Source organism: Deefgea chitinilytica (assembly GCF_016881405.1).
In the GTDB taxonomy this organism is placed as follows: domain Bacteria; phylum Pseudomonadota; class Gammaproteobacteria; order Burkholderiales; family Chitinibacteraceae; genus Deefgea; species Deefgea chitinilytica.
Window position 1 is genome coordinate 87,326 of sequence record NZ_WOFE01000003.1, and the last position, 17,254, is coordinate 104,579.

The 17,254-nt window shown below is 47.6% G+C and carries 21 protein-coding genes and 3 tRNA genes; 10 read left to right on the forward strand and 14 right to left on the reverse strand.

Annotated features, from left to right (window positions below; translation table 11 throughout):
- Positions 1-6: 6 nt before the first annotated feature.
- The gene (locus GM173_RS08365) at positions 7-222 is read right to left on the reverse strand and encodes a hypothetical protein (protein WP_203570926.1); all 216 of its coding nucleotides are present in this window, start codon (positions 220-222) and stop codon (positions 7-9) included.
- A gap of 158 nt (positions 223-380) precedes the next feature.
- Between GM173_RS08365 and GM173_RS16395 the strand changes: the two genes are divergently transcribed.
- Entirely contained in the window at positions 381-614 is a 234-nt protein-coding gene (locus GM173_RS16395) for a helix-turn-helix domain-containing protein (RefSeq protein ID WP_203570927.1), read from the forward strand.
- A 349-nt stretch (positions 615-963) separates the two neighbouring features.
- Complete coding sequence (locus GM173_RS08375) at positions 964-1,176, forward strand: helix-turn-helix domain-containing protein (protein ID WP_203570928.1); 213 nt, start codon at positions 964-966, stop codon at positions 1,174-1,176.
- 115 nt (positions 1,177-1,291) lie between these two features.
- Here GM173_RS08375 and GM173_RS08380 read toward each other — a convergent pair whose 3' ends face one another.
- Together GM173_RS08380 and GM173_RS08385 are read right to left on the reverse strand one after the other, a co-directional pair.
- Entirely contained in the window at positions 1,292-2,557 is a 1,266-nt protein-coding gene (locus tag GM173_RS08380; RefSeq protein WP_203570929.1) for a Y-family DNA polymerase, read from the reverse strand.
- Positions 2,554-3,003: a LexA family protein gene (locus tag GM173_RS08385; protein WP_203570930.1), complete on the reverse strand. Its 450-nt coding sequence runs from the start codon at positions 3,001-3,003 to the stop codon at positions 2,554-2,556. Before GM173_RS08385 ends, GM173_RS08380 begins: the two co-directional genes overlap by 4 nt.
- A 61-nt stretch (positions 3,004-3,064) precedes the next feature.
- Between GM173_RS08385 and GM173_RS08390 the strand changes: the two genes are divergently transcribed.
- The 4 genes from GM173_RS08390 to GM173_RS08405 all read left to right on the forward strand — a co-directional run bounded on the left by GM173_RS08390 (position 3,065) and on the right by GM173_RS08405 (position 5,470).
- Complete coding sequence (locus GM173_RS08390) at positions 3,065-3,736, forward strand: SOS response-associated peptidase (RefSeq protein ID WP_203570931.1); 672 nt, start codon at positions 3,065-3,067, stop codon at positions 3,734-3,736.
- A gap of 124 nt (positions 3,737-3,860) precedes the next feature.
- On the forward strand, positions 3,861-4,670 hold the full coding sequence (locus GM173_RS08395; RefSeq protein WP_203570932.1) for an HAD family hydrolase: 810 nt from the start codon (positions 3,861-3,863) through the stop codon (positions 4,668-4,670).
- 195 nt (positions 4,671-4,865) lie between these two features.
- A complete protein-coding gene (locus GM173_RS08400) occupies positions 4,866-5,141 on the forward strand; it encodes a type II toxin-antitoxin system Phd/YefM family antitoxin (protein ID WP_203570933.1) in 276 nt (91 codons plus the stop codon).
- A complete protein-coding gene (locus GM173_RS08405; RefSeq protein WP_203570934.1) occupies positions 5,138-5,470 on the forward strand; it encodes a type II toxin-antitoxin system RelE/ParE family toxin in 333 nt (110 codons plus the stop codon). The genes GM173_RS08400 and GM173_RS08405 overlap by 4 nt, the downstream gene beginning before the upstream one ends.
- 208 nt (positions 5,471-5,678) lie before the next feature.
- Here GM173_RS08405 and GM173_RS08410 read toward each other — a convergent pair whose 3' ends face one another.
- The 4 genes from GM173_RS08410 to GM173_RS08425 form a co-directional block, all read right to left on the reverse strand.
- Positions 5,679-5,822, reverse strand: coding sequence for a hypothetical protein (locus tag GM173_RS08410; protein WP_203570935.1), 144 nt, complete (start codon positions 5,820-5,822; stop codon positions 5,679-5,681).
- The gene (locus GM173_RS08415; RefSeq protein WP_308439589.1) at positions 5,819-6,130 is read right to left on the reverse strand and encodes a helix-turn-helix domain-containing protein; all 312 of its coding nucleotides are present in this window, start codon (positions 6,128-6,130) and stop codon (positions 5,819-5,821) included. The genes GM173_RS08410 and GM173_RS08415 overlap by 4 nt, the downstream gene beginning before the upstream one ends.
- A 260-nt stretch (positions 6,131-6,390) precedes the next feature.
- A complete protein-coding gene (locus GM173_RS08420; protein ID WP_203570936.1) occupies positions 6,391-7,683 on the reverse strand; it encodes a type II toxin-antitoxin system HipA family toxin in 1,293 nt (430 codons plus the stop codon).
- Entirely contained in the window at positions 7,683-8,021 is a 339-nt protein-coding gene (locus GM173_RS08425) for a helix-turn-helix domain-containing protein (protein ID WP_203570937.1), read from the reverse strand. The genes GM173_RS08420 and GM173_RS08425 overlap by 1 nt, the downstream gene beginning before the upstream one ends.
- Positions 8,022-8,258: 237 nt before the next feature.
- Here GM173_RS08425 and GM173_RS16205 point away from each other — a divergent pair, with 237 nt between their 5' ends.
- The 3 genes from GM173_RS16205 to GM173_RS08435 all read left to right on the forward strand — a co-directional run bounded on the left by GM173_RS16205 (position 8,259) and on the right by GM173_RS08435 (position 10,150).
- A complete protein-coding gene (locus GM173_RS16205; protein WP_275412342.1) occupies positions 8,259-8,384 on the forward strand; it encodes a hypothetical protein in 126 nt (41 codons plus the stop codon).
- A 184-nt stretch (positions 8,385-8,568) separates the two neighbouring features.
- A complete protein-coding gene (locus GM173_RS08430) occupies positions 8,569-8,898 on the forward strand; it encodes a helix-turn-helix transcriptional regulator (RefSeq protein ID WP_203570938.1) in 330 nt (109 codons plus the stop codon).
- Positions 8,891-10,150, forward strand: a complete 1,260-nt coding sequence (locus GM173_RS08435) for a type II toxin-antitoxin system HipA family toxin (protein WP_203570939.1) — start codon at positions 8,891-8,893, stop codon at positions 10,148-10,150. The genes GM173_RS08430 and GM173_RS08435 overlap by 8 nt, the downstream gene beginning before the upstream one ends.
- A gap of 624 nt (positions 10,151-10,774) precedes the next feature.
- Here GM173_RS08435 and GM173_RS08440 read toward each other — a convergent pair.
- Both GM173_RS08440 and GM173_RS08445 read right to left on the reverse strand, forming a co-directional pair.
- Complete coding sequence (locus GM173_RS08440) at positions 10,775-12,217, reverse strand: hypothetical protein (protein ID WP_203570940.1); 1,443 nt, start codon at positions 12,215-12,217, stop codon at positions 10,775-10,777.
- A gap of 9 nt (positions 12,218-12,226) precedes the next feature.
- On the reverse strand, positions 12,227-13,078 hold the full coding sequence (locus GM173_RS08445) for a carbohydrate-binding protein (protein WP_203570941.1): 852 nt from the start codon (positions 13,076-13,078) through the stop codon (positions 12,227-12,229).
- A 196-nt stretch (positions 13,079-13,274) separates the two neighbouring features.
- On the opposite strand from GM173_RS08445, the gene GM173_RS08450 reads away from it, so the two are divergent.
- Positions 13,275-13,415 carry a hypothetical protein gene (locus tag GM173_RS08450; RefSeq protein WP_203570942.1) on the forward strand — a complete coding sequence of 47 codons (141 nt, stop codon included), beginning with the start codon at positions 13,275-13,277 and terminating at the stop codon, positions 13,413-13,415.
- Between the two features lie 516 nt (positions 13,416-13,931).
- Here GM173_RS08450 and GM173_RS08455 read toward each other — a convergent pair.
- The 5 genes from GM173_RS08455 to GM173_RS08475 form a co-directional block, all read right to left on the reverse strand.
- Positions 13,932-14,636, reverse strand: coding sequence for an SIR2 family NAD-dependent protein deacylase (locus GM173_RS08455; protein ID WP_203570943.1), 705 nt, complete (start codon positions 14,634-14,636; stop codon positions 13,932-13,934).
- A gap of 537 nt (positions 14,637-15,173) precedes the next feature.
- A tRNA-Met gene (locus tag GM173_RS08460) sits at positions 15,174-15,249 on the reverse strand.
- A gap of 105 nt (positions 15,250-15,354) precedes the next feature.
- Positions 15,355-15,430: transfer RNA gene (locus tag GM173_RS08465), tRNA-Met, on the reverse strand.
- A 108-nt stretch (positions 15,431-15,538) separates the two neighbouring features.
- Positions 15,539-15,614 (reverse strand) — tRNA-Met (locus GM173_RS08470).
- 207 nt (positions 15,615-15,821) lie between these two features.
- Positions 15,822-17,066: an ABC transporter substrate-binding protein gene (locus GM173_RS08475; RefSeq protein WP_203570944.1), complete on the reverse strand. Its 1,245-nt coding sequence runs from the start codon at positions 17,064-17,066 to the stop codon at positions 15,822-15,824.
- Positions 17,067-17,254: the final 188 nt, after the last annotated feature.

Here is a 17,254-nt window from a genome sequence, read left to right on the forward strand (position 1 = left end):
TACCCCTCAACTTGCCAGAGGCATTGCAATGGTGTCTTCTTGTTTGGTCAGCATGTCATTTTCAATGGTCTCCCAAATGAACAGGAATTTGCGACGACCGAATGGTTTGATGTAGTGACGGCCCTCAATAAGGCAGTTATCAACCAATTGATTGCGAATAGTGCGCGCATCGTAATGAATACGTGCAGCAAGTTCTTCAGTGGTGAGGTAAGTGGTACTCATGACTAAACTCCTTCGTGATAAACTCAAATAAAGAGGTCTGGACAAAATAAAGTTCATCTCTAGTAAATTATGTCGTCCTGAGCAACATAATACGCCACAAAACGTCGTCGTCAAGCAAAATATGTCGTTTAGGGTGAAATTATTTAGGATTAAACAACATGATTCGTTGTCACCTATCCCGGTTAATGGGAGAAAAGAAAGTTCGAGTTGCTGATGTGGCCCGCGCAACAGGCCTGCATAGAGGGACTATCACTCTGCTGTATGAAGAAACGGCTGTGCGAATTGAGCTGGATGCAATGAATAGGTTGTGTGCCTATTTTGGGTGTCGAGTTGAAGACATCTTTGAGTACATCCCTGACGCAGGCCCAGACGATGAAAAGACTGAACGATGACCAACACGTTGTGTTCATTTCGAGGGTGAGTTTGGTGAATCGCTTCCAAATGGACAGCATTTTGCGCCGGCCAAATGATCGGACATAATGCCGCCCCTCAATCAAGCACGGATCAACCAACTTGTTATGGATTGTGCGGCCGTTATATTGAAGTCGCTCTGCGAGCTGCTCAGTAGTAAGATAGGTATGAGACATGGAATACTCCTTTGATCTATTCTTTAATCACATGATAATAATTATTAGCATGTGATTAAAATCTACAGCATCAAAAAGAGTAAATCAAGTATCTTTTGATAATATTTATGATCATTTGGTGGTTTATATGCTCAGATTCCGCGTTAAGGAGCTCATGGCAGAGAAAGAGTTCCAGGAAAATCGCCGCATTACATTGGTAGAAGTCGCAGAGTCTTGCGGGATAAACCGGATGACCTTATCGAAAATTGCGGGCCAAAAAGGCTACAGCACAGTTACTGATAATATTGATAAGCTGTGCGCTTATTTCGGGTGTGAGGTGGGGGAGTTGCTGGTCTACGTACCCACAGAAGAAGAGCACAAAGACTAAGCAGATGCTCAAGATAATACTGAGTACACGCATGGTTGTTCTTTTTGTTGTTATTCGAGCAGTATTTTTATATTCGAGCCGCGCTCTAAAAGCTTGTTAAGTACGAAGTAAGCCATTACTTCACCACAGGTAGGTCAGACCATCTCGTGGTCCAAAATGGCGACAGGCTGTTTTGCTTCATTTTCCAAGCATGGTTAGCGCCTGCGCTAGCGAGGTGAATACTGCCACGACCCCAGCGGCGATTAATCTCATCCATTGTGGCATTGAGTTCCGCTCGTTTGATTGGATCTGCAGTTTGCAAAAACAGATGGCCTTGGATTGCGGTATTGGGTTGCAGATCGCTCAGCATCACGCCTGCTTTAGCATACCTAAAGCCCGGTCGGTAAATGCGTGCCAACATCCATAATGCGACTTGGGTGAGTTTCAAGGTGTCGTCAGTGGCTTGAGATAAAGGCAGCATTACGTGCCGACTGTATTGCGGATCTTTCGGTCGAAATGGATTGGTACGAATAAAGATACTTAGGCTGGCAGCCACCGACTTTTGCATCCTCAGTTTTTCAGCAGCACGCGCGATATAAGTGCTGATGGCCTCGGCCAATTGTTGTTCGGTGTAGATTGGCTGACCAAACGAGCGCGAGCACAAGATCTGCTGTTTATCCGGCTGCATTTCTTCAATCTGAATGCAGGGGTGGCCATTGAGCTCTTCAACCGTACGCTGCAGCACCACGCTATAGCGAGCACGAATTTGCTCTGAATTGGCTTGGGCTAAATCAGCCGCACTGTAGATCCCTTGCTGGTTTAAGCGCTGCGAGATTTTACGCCCCACACCCCAAACTTCGCCGACTTCAATCTCACTCATAATTTGTAATTGCTGCGCTGCGCTGAACTTGGCCCATTCACACACACCAGAAAAGTTCGTGCGCTTTTTTGCGATGTGGTTGGCCAGTTTGGCGAGCGTTTTGGTCGGCGCAATGCCGACGCAGACGGGTAAACCCGTCCATTGCATCACGGTTTGTTTGATCGATTGCCCCAGCTCAGTGTGATCGCCGCCGATGCCGTTTAGGCCTAAGAAGCATTCATCAATCGAATACACTTCCTGGTGCGGGCTGAACATGCCGAGCACCCGCATTACGCGATTACTCATATCGGCATACAAGGCATAGTTGCTGCTGTAGGCGATCAAGCCGGTTTCTTGGGCAAACTCACGCAGTTGATGCCAAGGCGCTCCCATTTTGACGCCGAGCGCTTTGGCTTCAGCGGAGCGCGAAATTACACAGCCATCATTATTCGACAGCACGACCATCGGTTTGCCTTCTAGCTTGGGCTCGAACACCCGCTGGCAACTCACGTAGAAGTTGTTTACATCGATCAGTGCAATCATTTAGGGCGCACAATCCATGCAATCACCACGCCCCAGACTGATAACTCTTGCTCATCACCGAGCACAATCGGTGGGTAGTCAGGGTTTTCCGCGACCAAGGCTAAATGCTTGCCGCGCTGGAATAGGCGCTTCACGGTAAAGTCGCCATCAATCGCCGCCACCACAATGTCATTGTGTTTAGCTTGAACCGCCCGATCCACCACCAAGGTTGCACCATCGGGGATGGTACGCTCTGAAAGGTGACTGACCATGCTATCGCCCGACACCGTAAAGTAAAACGTCGCCTCAGGATGGCTAATCAAGTGCTGATTGAGATCGACTCGATCTTCAACCCAATCGGCCGCCGGAGAGGGAAAGCCGGCAGGCACTGATTCACCAATCCACGGCAGGTAATGCACCTTTGGGTGGGGGTCAGCCGGAAATGGCCCCTGCAAAAAACTCGTCATCGCAGTATCCTTATCTGAACTGGAATCAGACCATTATAGAACGTTCGTTCTTATTTGTGCGATGTGTGTAAATTATTTAACTATCCCGAAGCAAACCTTGTTGAGCCATTTTGAAGCTGCGCCACCTGATGAGGATTGGCCTGTTGAAGTGTGGCAAGACTATCAAGCTCCCATCTTGGTCGCGGGCGATATGGCACGCCAAGCGATTGTTGCTAACTACGGTTTTTTACCGCAGCGCAAACTCCCCAAGGGCACGCGTTACAGCACGATGAATGCGCGGGCCGAAACGATAGGCGAATTGAAAAGCTATCGCGGCGCATGGCGCAGCAGCCAACTATGCCTTGTGCCGATGTTAGGTTTTTTCGAGCCCTGCTACGAATCAGGCAAAGCGGTACGCCATCAAATCACCCTCGCCAGCGATGAACCCTTTGCGGTGGCGGGTGTTTGGCGCTCGTGGGAAGAAGAAAACGGGCTGCTGAGTTATTCGTTCACGCAAATTACGATTAACGCTGATGAGCATCCGCTGATGAAACGAATGCACAAACCCAACGACGAAAAACGGGGCTTAGTCATCATCCCCGAGCATGACTACGATGCGTGGCTAGATTGCAAAAATCCAGAGCTGGCACGTGCTTTTCTCAAGCACCTACCGGCAGAACAAATGCAAATGACCGAAAAACAGATTCAACGCAAACTCCCCGCCACTGGCCATTTATTCGAAGTCGACCATTAGAACCACTTCGCAGTTTGGCGGCCGCTTTCCCTCTGTTAAACACGACTAGCCGAACAAGACATCCCTCTGGTATTTTTGTCTAATTAGACAACCCATACACGCAGCTGCCCCATAAGGAATTGAAATGATGCAAGGCGTACGCCTGATTGCCTGTGACCTGGATGGCACACTGCTCGATGAAGCAAAGCGGTTACCTGCCGATTTCCCTGAGCTTGTTAAGCGCCTTCAAGCACTCGGCGTAGTATTCTGCCCTGCCAGTGGCCGACAATATCATACGATCCGTGAACAGTTCGCAGGGATTAGCAATGGCATACCAGTGATTGCAGAAAACGGTTCGTATGTCGTTCTGGATGGAAAAGAACTTTATTCGGTTTGTCTCGATGCGGAATCGGTACGCTCGATCTTGGCTGCCACTGGGGCGCTTCAGCGGCAAAAAGCCGATTTTGGTGTCGTACTGTGTGGGAAGCGAGCCGCCTACATCGTGCGCCATGATGAGGCTTTCGTCGAGCAGGTGACCCCGTATTATCTAAGTCTAGAACTCGTTGAGAGCTTCGACGCTATCGATGACGAAATCCTGAAAGTCGCAATCTACGACTTCGAGTCGTCTGAGCATAATGTCTACCCGCATATGCGGCAGTTTGCGGATTCGCTGCAGGTCGTCGTATCGGGCAGTAACTGGCTCGACATTATGGCCGCCGGCGTCAATAAGGGTAAGGGATTGCTCGCGCTTCAGAATGCACTTGCGGTCAGCCGTAGCGAAACCGCGGCGTTTGGCGACTACCTGAACGATCTCGAAATGCTCGATGGCGCAGAGCACTCGTTCGCAATGGCCAACGCCCACCCACAATTGCTCGCGCGTGCCAAGTACATCGCCGACGCAAACACGGAGAATGGTGTCGTGCGCGCTATCGAGGAAATGCTAGCCTCTTTCTAACAGTAAGATCCAAAACGAAATGGGTGACGTCTATGGCTCAACTGCTTTAGTTAAATGCAAAAATCATTGAGTCACCTACGAATGCTTTTTGGCCCAATCCACTATCTCGATACAAAATTCCATTTGCCGCCACGACTTGCTACAAGTCTTTAAAAAGACTACATTTAGTCCTAAACATTGATTAGGGTTAATGCCATGCGCTACTCATCCCAAGTAAAACCAATTAGCTACCTCAAGGCAAATGCCGCCGAAGTCTTGGCAACCCTCACGGAGCAACGAGAGCCACTCGTCATCACCCAGAACGGAGAAGCTAAAGCCGTACTACAAGATGTTGCTTCGTTTGAAGCAACACAGGAAGCATTAGCGCTCCTGAAAATCTTGGCACTTGGGAATCAAGATATAGCCGCTGGTAAAGTCAAACCAGTATCAGATGTTGTTGCTCGGCTACGAGCAAAGCGTGACGCAACTTGACCCCCAAGTTTGAAGTCCTGCTCACCGAGGGTGCCGAGCAAGACCTAGAGGCCATTTACGATTACATCGCTGATTTTGATAGTCCAGGTAATGCCAACGATGTGTTGGATCAATTGATGGAGGTGGTGGAAAGCTTATCCCTCTTGCCGGAGCGTGGCAGCTACCCCAAAGAACTGCTTGCCCTTGGGATCAAAGAATACCGCCAGGCCTTGTTTAAACCCTACCGATTAATTTATCGCGTAATCAACAATCAAGTCATCATCTACCTCATCGCAGATGGGCGCCGCGATATGCAGTCGGTGCTAGAACGTAGATTGCTGGCCGCTTGATTTTTTGGCGTGGCAAGATTGACGATCTGGCTCATCAACAGCAAGACACGAAGCTAACGAGCCACTAGCAAGCGATGTGTAACATGCTTGACTGGTTGCGGTAGGTACGACAGGCCGAGTAGCCAAGTTATGGTGCCGCAAAGATGAAGGCCGCAACCAGATGGTTAGCGGCCTTCATCTTTCAACCGTCGGCATCAACACCTAGGCCTTAGCAATCCCGAATCAGCAACCATGCCTGCTGAGGGTTCTCCAGCCAGTCTTCTGCGTACTGAAAACTCCAGAGACCAGTAACTTCTTGCAGGGTGCCGACTTTTGTCTGATTGATTGATGCGCACAAAGATCGGCTGTTCATAGTTTATCCTTGTTGCTCGCGGACTCATTCAAATTGGCGGCGACATTCTCTGGCACATCCACAATGACCTGGACGCCCAAACCCTCAAGCACTTGAAAGAGCTTCCCCCATTGTACGGACTCACTGCCGCGTTCGATCTTGCCCAGGAAGTTTTCGCTCACGCCGATACTGCCCGCAGCATCATCTTGACGAATCTTTTGCGCCTTACGACTGGCGCGCACTATCTTGCCGATGGCAGATGCATTATCAATGGGTATCTTCACAATTAATCCTCGCGTTTGTGAGGATTTTTCACCAAAAGACTTCACTTAGCAACAAATCCTTCCAATCGTGCGGATTTTAAGTGCGCTTTGCTATATTTTGCAAAAATCCGCATGTTGGGAAGGATTTTCTGCATCTGCTTAACAGCAGACCCGATCAGAAGACTGGAAACGGTATTGCGTGCCATCGATGCACTTGATGGAGCCCTCCAGATTAGCGGGTTGCCAATTGCACCAGAGGGTAACTCGGATGGCGCATGAACTTTTTATCCGCTTGGCTTCGGTCTGCTCGGCAGTTTTTCAAAGGGTTAGCGTCCCTGCTCACCTTTACCAAGGATCTTCTGGGCGGGAGTGGCTATGAATTCAGCATGCATGGCCTGCCAGCGTTCGTGGAGCGGATTGAGTACTTTGGCTAAATATTGAATGTCTTGATCCGTCATTCCCGCTTGAGTGAACACCTTGCGCCAATTGCCGGATATCTTCGTGATTAACTGTAGGATGATTAATTCCGCCTCAAAGGTATTGAGGTGAAAGTGATGTGCTTCGTCAACAATCTGCCGAATGCTCGGTGTCGTGAGGTCATTCACCAAAGGCATACCCATGTACTGCAAATGCGTGCCTTGTGGATGGATGTCATACGCGGGCGCCAAGCGATATTTGTTGTCACCAGTATGCAAGAAACCATGATTTTTGACATGATCATCGGTGTTGTCGATCAAAATGTTAAAAATCATCCTGCGGAATAGCTCGCGACAATCTTCTTTGGGCGCGGCACCAAAGCGGGATATCGCATGAGCCAATTCAACGTAGGTGCCTTGACCAGACTCGTAATCGACATTGAGCAGGCCAGCGGCACTGAGGAAATGAATACGTTGCTCTCCGTCGGGTGACGGGATGCGATCAAAGCGTTTGGTCATAAGGACGGTTGCATGGTGAAGAACAACACATCGAGCCGTACTTGCCTGAATGCCGCACATGGTAGCAAGTTCTAACGTGCCAGCTTCCGCAATCTGGTAGTCAAAAGCATCTTCCCTGAGTGGGAATTTAGCTAACCAAAGCGCTCCATCATCATAAATACTGGCTTTGGGACGCGCGCCACCGAGCGAGCCTCCTTGCGTCAATAAACGACGCACATCTAAGGGCACGTCTCGGCCATACTGAACAGCCATCGCCATTGTATAGAGATCTTGTAGCGACAACGGTGGCTGGGTGCTTGGCAGATAGGGACTATCCATGACGACCACGGCACCAATTCGATACTCATTCGTCATGGACAGCACCACATAGTCATCTGGTGTTATACCGGGATTCGCGGCCATTAATACCAACCTGCCCCATGAATCAGGTAAAGCGTCTTTCAAATAAGGAGGCAATGCACCGCCATCGCGCATGCGCTGAGGACTGAGCAGGTTGACGGGCTTGGCTAATGCAGGATCAGGATGAAACCGCATATTCTGGTTGTTAATAAACTGACGCCCATAACTGAGCGTGCCGCTTTCCATCACGCCAAAGCGCTCAACCTTCAGCAAGGCTGCAGCGGTTGGCGAAGTGGCTTTGTGCATATACAAGCCAAGCTTTAGCTCAATCAAGGCGTTGCTCATCAAAAATCAAGCTCCGAGTCGGTGGGTAGCGAGCGTTTAACGCTGCGTACACGCTTACGTACGGCCGGATTGGCCACCATTAGCTCGACGGAAACCGGTGCCAGCATAGCTAGACTATCAACGACGCCCAACACAGTCATTGCCTTGACCAGCAGGCCGATTTGACTGGTTGGTACTCCTTTTTCAAGGGCAGCATAGGTGGCCGGTGAACACTGCAGTCGCTCAGCCATCTGGCCAATCGTATCATTGCGTAAGATCCGCAGTATTCGGAGGCGATCACCTAGTTCTTGCAATGCTTTCGAAGAAGAGGGATCAAGTTTTCCAGGTTGTCGACTCATAATATAACGATGATTAGATTGGTTAATCATCATTATAACGATTATTCTCCGTTGTGCACGATGATTGGCCGTTAACTGTGTGCTCCAATTAAAAGACCGACTTGTGTCATTTGATGCTCGCGCAGATGCGATTTTGACCTAGCTGCTGAGGTTTGCTTGACCCACGGTATTACGCAGCAAGTTATTGAAGCTGATTGAAAAAGACATATTTTGGCTGGGTCAGCTGGATGTAGGCATATGGGTCAAAAAATCATCGGCGCCAACATTTTAGCCATCAATTCGACATGGCCCAGCGTGATATCGAAGAAGAACTTCAATCCAGAGATGGCCGCGTTGAGCGACATCGGTGAAGTGGGCTACTAGCCCACTTAGGTTTTGAGACCTCACCATTTAGCACCACATTCTCTCTAGCCGCCACTTAGATGCCACATATATTGGTCAATAGCAACGTTTAAGCCCAATATATATGGCAACCAATTAGCAGCTAAACCGCCAAATTCCACATATATTTGACAATTAAGCCAATTTTGCCCAATCTATGTGTATTATGGCTAAAAAAACCCTCCCTATTTTTCCAGCAGCCCTCAAACAGCTTGAATCGCTAGGTGAGCGTATGCGCCTTGCTCGGCTCAGAAGAAACCTAACAACAGAGCTGTTTGCGGAGCGAATGGGGGTCTCTCGCGAGACGTTGAGACGGCTTGAGAAAGGAGACCCCACCATTGCGATGGGCACCTATCTCCGAGCTTTGCGCGTACTCAATTTGGACGCGGATATCGACGCAGTAGCGAAAGATGATGAGCTAGGGCGCAAGCTGCAAGACCAAGCGCTCCCTATGTCACGCTCGACCAGAACGCTATCTAGGGCTAAGAATGGCTAAAGCTGTTAAAAACAGAAGAGCAATAGAGGTCCATTTGGATGCCCCAGAACTTGGTGAACGGCAGCATGTCGGCACCATGTACTGGAATACTACCGTGACTGGGGCGCCTACCGCGTTCGAGTACGAATCGGAATGGTTAAAGCACCCCCAAAAGTTCGCGCTGGACCCTCGCCTAGAACTCTGGCGAGGTGAGCAGCATCCCCCGGCTGGTAGCGTGGCATTCGGTATCTTCTTGGACTCAGCCCCTGACCGCTGGGGTAGGGTGCTGATGGAACGGCGAGAAGTCAAGCAGGCTAAGGCGGAAGCTCGAAGAATGCGGGCGCTCACCGACATTGATTTTTTGTTGGGTGTATTCGACCACACCCGCATGGGCGCATTGCGGTTTTGTGAGCCAGGTGGTCATTTTCTGGACAATAGCGAAAACTCAGCGCCACCCGCAACAAGCCTGAATGAGCTGGCGGACATTAGCCGTCGGCTAGAAGACGATGGCGCCGAAGCTCTGCCCGAATACGAGCAATGGTTAGCAATGCTGATTGCACCTGGCACCTCATTGGGCGGAGCCCGGCCGAAAGCCAACTTCACTGAAACCGATGATTCGTTGTGGTTAGCTAAATTTCCCGCTAAAGACGACCGGTATGATGTGGGAGGTTGGGAGTACATGACCCACCAGCTAGCCAAACAGGCGGGCATCATAGTGCCTTGCTCAAAATTGCTGTACTTAGGCAGTAAATACGGCACATTTTGCTCAAAACGATTTGACCGCCACGATACAGGTCGGCGTATGTATGCCTCGGCGATGACGCTGCTGGGCCGGAAAGATGGGGAAGACGGCGCGAGCTACTTAGACTTGGTCGAGTTTATTTCCGACCAGGGGGCTGCTGGCCATGTCGATGAGGACTTAGAGCAACTGTTTCGCCGAGTTGTGTTCAATATTATGGTCGGAAACCGAGATGACCATATGCGAAATCACGGATTCATTCGAGAACATTCGGGCTGGCGGTTGTCTCCTGCCTTCGACATGAACCCTAATGTGGCCAAGTCAATGCATGCATTGGCCATCGATGCCTTCGATGCAGACCCAAATATTGCAGTCGCGATGGAAACGGCGGAGTTCTACCGACTTACGCAAGGCCAAGCCCAGCAAATTCTGGCGGAGGTGCAGGCCGTAATAAAGGATTGGCGCGCTGTCGCGGCAGCCCAAGGCCTATCGCGGGCGGATATCACCAGAATGGAAAGCGTGATTCAGGCATAGTGCAGTTTTTTTACTGGAACAACAAACCATTGAGTGGACTACTAGCCCACTTTGATTTTTAACTTGCCGCGCCTGGTGACGGCAAGCGGTCGGAGTACGGAATCTTATTCAATTCATCCACCCAAACTCATCGAACGTCGCCAACCAGCTTACCAATTTAGCCAGAGCCAAACTTGGATTGCAGCTCACTTTGATTGACGGGTTTAAACTAACCAACAGGTAGCAGTCGGCCAACAACAGACGCTGAGGCACAACAATTTTGGGCTAGCGAACGCCTGTAATGACCTTGATTGCAGACGCTCAAATTATGTCGTGAGCGCTAGCTCCTCGGCCAATGCAGCCACTCAAGCGATCTGAAATTTTAAAAAATACTACTTCAAATCGCTGTTAATTTATGGGGGAATTACCTGCGAACCTGATGATTTAGCTTAGACTTCTCTTCTACAATAGTTGCAGCAAGAGGAGCCTCTTGCGTTGAAACGCGGGCGTGACGGATGTACATGATTGCGTATTCCTGTTGCCATTTTATTGGATTCTGCAATAGGAATACGCAACGTGCAAACCCTTATTCCATCGTGACAGGGGAGGGCGTTGCGCAAAGGATCGTTTCTGCTTTACTACGACCTATTGAATGACTTTACTAGCCTCCAGTTCAGAAGTCGGTTGCCAAATAACACTATACCGTCCTGTGTCTAGATCCTGAGATACTTGAACAAAACCTAAAATATAATTCATTGTACCACCGCTAAATGCCGTTTCCGGATGATCTATTGACCCAGTAGCGAGAGACATAAAGTCATCTAATGGAGATCTCCGTAATTGGCTAACTCTAAATTGATAATTATGAAAACGACCTTGAACTTGGATAGAAAATCCACTTGGAATGTCAATCAAACTATTAGGAGAACCAATTCGTGACAATCGCCGAAAATCAGCACGTACTTCATAAGTACCAGAATTAATTTTAGCACCATCAGGCAAAGGGTAATTATTACACATAATTGATCTATTAAAATTAATAGTTCTATCTTCATTAAAAACCGATTCAACAGTACTAAAAATAGATTTATAATTTGATTTACTATCTATAATCTCACGATATTCGTTATTTTGCGCAATAATATGAGGAAGCCCATTAGCTGCATTTTGTGGACCCCAGCCTGAATTTATCCACTCTGCTTGGTCATAATTAACCCCATAGAAAGACATAATAATTGGCGCTCGCTCATACACCTTACCTTGATATAGTGGGTTTGGTGATTGATTGAGTGCGAAGATTTGCTGTTCTATCCCCGTCCACACAGCATCGCGCCCTGCCATGGCGCCGTTTAAATAAATTTCTTTAAAACCATGACCCAACGGATCTGCACCAGATATAGGTAGATTCAACTGCCGTGGTAATACATTAAGAAAAGGAATTTTTGCCAAGCTTTGAATTACAACATCACTCTTTGACGTCAAATAAGCTCCGTTGCCTAACACTCGATCCGCAGGAGAAGCTACGCCAAATATTTTAATATCTTCAGGCTTTACGCCCTCATTTGAGGTCAATCGCGTGTATGTGCTATTTGCGAATAAATTACCTTGTGAATGTGGCACCAACAGAACTTTAACGCCAGCCTGAATGTTTGATTTTATATCTTGAATAATCTCAGACTGTTCGTCAATTGTAAGCTGAGCCAATGCTGCTAGTTCCTGCTTTTCCAGATAATATTTCTTAGCCGCTTCGGCAACCTGCATATTCATATCTGGTGGAATTGATCCCAATAGCGCTTCAGCAATTTTCTCATCTTGGGTATTAGGGTCTTGCATTTTCAGCTGATAAAATGTTTGTTGAATATCAGCAAAGAATCCATTTGTGTGGTTGTAGGCTAGATTGGTTTCGATAGCGTCTCCGTTTTTTTCTTTTGTTAATTGTTTTAACTGATTTGCACTTTCAATAGCACTGTCTCTTTCTGTTGTAATTCCATTGATGTGGAAAATTTTTGGCAAAGTATCACATAGACTAATTTCTGCATTGGTAGTGATTGGGGTTAGAAATGCAAGTATATAAATTATTCTTTTCATCGCTAACTCTCATTCGCAAATTACGTTATTGTGGATTTTAAAGACCATGCCACCCAACATTTCGTCGTATCGCATATAGCTCCCCATGCGCTCAGGGGTGTTGGCAATAAAGGCCACAAATTGCTTTTTAAATGTAATATCTTTAATATAGTTTTCTTTTTTATACCCATTTATTTCATTAAAGCACTGTTTGGCAATATCCCAACGGTTAGCGACTGCTCGTGCTTTTTCTCTGTCATTAGTGTCAGCTACAAATAAAGACTGCTGCGCATCCCGTGCCATTTGCAATGCGCGTTTATAGAGCACCGGGTTTTGCCCCACTTCTTTAGCCAAAAATCGCTGAATATCATCACGAACGCCGTCCTGATCGCTGTCAATACCCGCCAGTGTTTTCTTTCCAGCCGCGCCCGGATCGGGTGGTAGCGAAATGCCGTTAATCACCTCACCGCCCGTCATCGGCGGCGCACCATCGCATTGTGTGAGATTCACCCACAATGCAGGCGTCACATTTGGCGTCCAGTTGCTACCGCTGTACGCAGTATGGGCTTGCAATGCTTGATAATATTTGCCTGCAAAAGAAACACGGTCTTTGAGCTGATAGCTCACGCCTTCCTGCCATGGCGCGCAAGCAATCGCTGCATCAGCGCGTTGCCATAGCGCAGGGGTAGCGATCGGATTCCAATCACTATTGGCGGTATGCCCTTGTAAAGCGCGATAAATTTGGCCGTCATAACGCACTTGGCTACCTGCTGCATAAGTTGCATTCGCTTGCCAAACCGTAGGCTCTACAGCGTGAACTGGCACCATAAAAAGCAGCGATATACTTAAGGCTGCAATGACATAACTAGACAATTTTTTCATTGACTTAACCCTGCTTGAATATTCAAATGTCAAAATACTGACATCAAAATTTAACAAAATCAAAGAAAAGCGTTCTGCTTCTCTCTTTTGCACACAAAACCCTTTAAGTATCACCAGATGAGCTTGATCCTGCTTATGGCTCTAGGGGGCTTGTCAATCAGTCAGACCATTGCTCTGATCAAACCCAAATTAAATCATGGCTACCTTTCTGATCGTTTACGCCAAGCACGACGGTCAGTTGCAACGTATTGCGATTAAGCTAGCCGAACATCTGTATGCAGCAGGTTTTGACTATACATTGCTTGATATCCACGGGCTCCATATAGAAACACGCTAGCTTGGTGGTACTGGTTGCGGCAGTACGCCATGAAAGCATTTGTTGGTTGCTACTCAATGGCTCTAGTGCGATCTGGCTTTACTGACGACCTCTTGCCGTTGCTTCGGTTAATCTAACTGCGCTGCATGCGGACAAGCACGACATAACAATCCTACCTGCGAAGATTGTTGCATGGGCATTGACTCAAAGCGGTAGCGACGTGTGCTATCGATTATCCTCGATCCCGCTGGGTGGGTCGGCTGATGATCCGCATGTATGATGGCTCTGACTGACGGCTGGGTCTTTTGCTGTCCAACTGTCGGACCTGATGGTGCCCATATTAAAGCTTGTTGAGAGTACATTTTGATTTTAAAAAGGTCTGCGTTGGCCGAGGAGCTGAAGTTCCGCATCTATAAATGAAAGGCAGCAAACCATCAGTTTGCTGCCTTTCATTTTTGAGTTCAGCCCAAGCTCTGCAACTTAGGTCGAACGTACCATCAGCCTAGATCAGTAAATGCATTAGCCTGTGAGGCTCCATCAATCTTGATTGGCATCCAAAGTGGCGATCCAATCACAAACACCCTGTAGCGCTGGTGCAGCAATACACTCCGCACCATATTGACGTGCAGAATTGGGAATATTGGGGTCGATCATCACGATACGCGGCAGTCGTTGCATTGAGCGGATTAGATGAATCGGGTCGACAACATTCAGGCTAGTGCCAACGACGACAAAAATATCATCCTCAGTTAAATCGTTGGCAATTTGATAGAGTGTTTCGTATTGAGGGGCTGGCTCACCAAAAAAGACAATGCCCGGTTTAGTGATGCCACTACCGCAGGCGGGGCAATCATCTGGTTGGAATGCCTCATCGCCAATGTGCCAGTAATGCAAACAGGTGGCACAGGACATTTGATCCACCTGCCCATGCAGGTGGATAACGTCTTGAGTTCCCGCTTTTTCATGCAGTAAATCAATATTGGTGGTGATGACCGTGACTGGCGTTTTCTGCTGCAATTGTGCAATAGCAGCGTAACCGGCATGGGGTTGTGCATCGCCGTATTGAAGTTTCCGAGCATTGTAGAATTCACGCGTTAGCTGACGGACATTCGTGTCGAGGCGATAGCGATCGAAATTGCAGACTAAATTGATATCGTGCTGTTCCCACAGGCCATCACTCGCACGAAATGTTGGCAAACCCGAATCAGCAGCCATGCCTGCGCCAGTAAAGAAGTAAATCATGCGTGCGCTCTATCGATTGATCGCACCATTGTAAACTGAATGGCGACCCATCCACATAATGTCGAAGCGATGGAAATGGGATGCTTGTATCAGCCAGTATTTATGCAAACAAAGTGGCGTAACAACAGGTGGAATTAAGCCATCTCAGCGGAGTAGAGAAACACACCTGACAACAGACCGTAAAAGCCACCCAGAGAGGCTGGTAGAGGGGTCTTCTGTCTGATCCGCCAATGAGCTCCCTGAAGCCGCTCCTGTAGCTCCGCCATCAAAGTCATCTGAGCCGACACGGCTAAATATCGAAAGTAGATAAAGTACTTTTACATCCCAGAGAAGCATTTTCCGGTGAAATTCAAACGGCGAAAATGTGCTGTGCGACGTAAAAAACGTCACAGGTGGGTTAAGGTCAAAAATGGCCTATTTCGTCATGGTGCTTGTCACAGATTTGGCACAAAAAACGTCACAAATCGAGTCTGTGACGTTTTTGGCAAATTCTAGACGAAAAAAAACCTAGGCTTGAGACCTAGGTTTTTTCATTTTTGGTTGCGGGAATAGGACTCGAACCTATGACCTTCGGGTTATGAGCCCGACGAGCTGCCAACTGCTCCATCCCGCGTCTGTACTTGGCGATCAGTATTGCTACTGAGAAAAACCGCTTGCTGCGTCACACATTGTCACAGCGACTAAGTTACACATCGAAGCGATTTTTGAGGAATTTGTCTGGTTGCGGGAACAGGACTCGAACCTGTGACCTTCGGGTTATGAGCCCGACGAGCTGCCAACTGCTCCATCCCGCGTCTGTACTGGCTTTCAGCCCTATCGGACTGAGCAAAAAACCTTCGTTTTGGGCACAGATTGTCACAGAAGTAACAACTGATTTTCGAAGAGTTTTTGGCTTAAGTATTTGGTTGCGGGAACAGGACTCGAACCTGTGACCTTCGGGTTATGAGCCCGACGAGCTGCCAACTGCTCCATCCCGCGACAGAGAGGCCGAACTATATAGCTGATACTGCGCTGCGTCAATGTATTTTTACATTCAGGCCATTTAGGTGCGCCAAAAACAGATTAAATCACAAAGACTTAGCGCGGTTTTTTTATCCAGTACGTTTTTTTGCGGCTCAATTGGAGGTGCTTTTCAAGCAACTCCTCCAATTGGGCTATTTCAACTTGTTCAAAAATGAATCCGCTTTATTTCTGCGCTAGACGTTTATTCCAAGCGGCAACGGCTTCGTCGAGTGCTTGTTGTACCGGGATGCGGCCTTGAATCGCGGCGTCAATTTTATCGTTCATCAGTCGATGCATCGTTGCTTCATCAGGTACATCGCGAATCATAAAATGACGCGATTGATCGATGACCTGTGTACCCATTTTGAACGCCACTTTGCCTAAATCTTTCGGATCGTTCATCGATGGATCGTTGGCGAGTTTAGCGTTGGTGTATTTGGTCGATGCAAACGTATTGGATGCCTTGGTAAACTCGTATTGCACTTCATCGCTGGTGAGGTACTGAGCCGCTTTGGCGACGGCAGCCATATTTTTTTGTCCTTTAGGTACGACATACATCGTGCTCCAGCCGCCAAACGCGGCTGTTTTGGCATCGTTCAGCGGGAAGCTAGTGACGCCCGCTGCCGCGTAAGCGCGTGGATTGGCTTCGTTGATTTTTTTCACTGCGTGGCCTCCTTCGGCAAACATGCCGATACCATGATTGGCAAATGCGGCCACTTGCTTGTCAAACGTTAGATCCACATCTTTAACGATAATGCCTGCTTTATAAGCATCGGCAAATTTTTGCACAAGCGCGGCATGCGCAGGGCTATTAAACACAGCTTTATTGTCTTTGATTAAAGGCAGGCCTTGGAATAAGAACCAAGTTTGAAAGCCATCTTGTAATTTAGGTGCCCAGCCCGGTTTGCCAGTATGTTCTTTGATTTTCTTCGCGGCGGCAAAGACATCATCTATCGTTTTAAATTCAGGTTTAACGCCGGATTTAGCCAGCATATTTTTGTTGTAAACCATGACGGCAGTCACTTGATAAGACGGAAAGCCATAAATCTCGCCATTGACCGTCGCATTTTGTAATGCCGCATCAGTGTATTGGGATTTAAATGGTGCAATTTCTTTGGTGACAGGCATTAATAATTTAGATGACATTTCATTCATCCATTCAGTCGGTACCATTGCTAAACTAGGTACTTTGCCTTCTGCAATTGATGCGACTAATGCCGGTTTCATTCCACCCCAATTCAGGTCTTTATGCACCAATTCAATTTCATTCTGTGATTTATTAAATTTATCTACGATTTGTTTGTGATAAGCATCGTAGGTACCGCCCAGTGCATGGGACCAAAATTCAACTTTAATAGTGGCATTTGCTGAGATGGCTGTGCTTAATAAAATGCTAGAGAAAATTAAGGTGTTTGCTTTGATCTTCATGATATCGACATCCTTTAAGTTAATTGATGAATTATTGTTATGTGGAAAATCATCCGCCAATTGCTTTTGTTTGTTAAGCGTGTTTTTTGTGTAATTTTCACAATCTATTTTTATGTTTTTTATGAGCGCAATAACTTATCGCCAATCAGATTAGCGATGAGTTATTGTTTGATGCTACTTAATCTAAA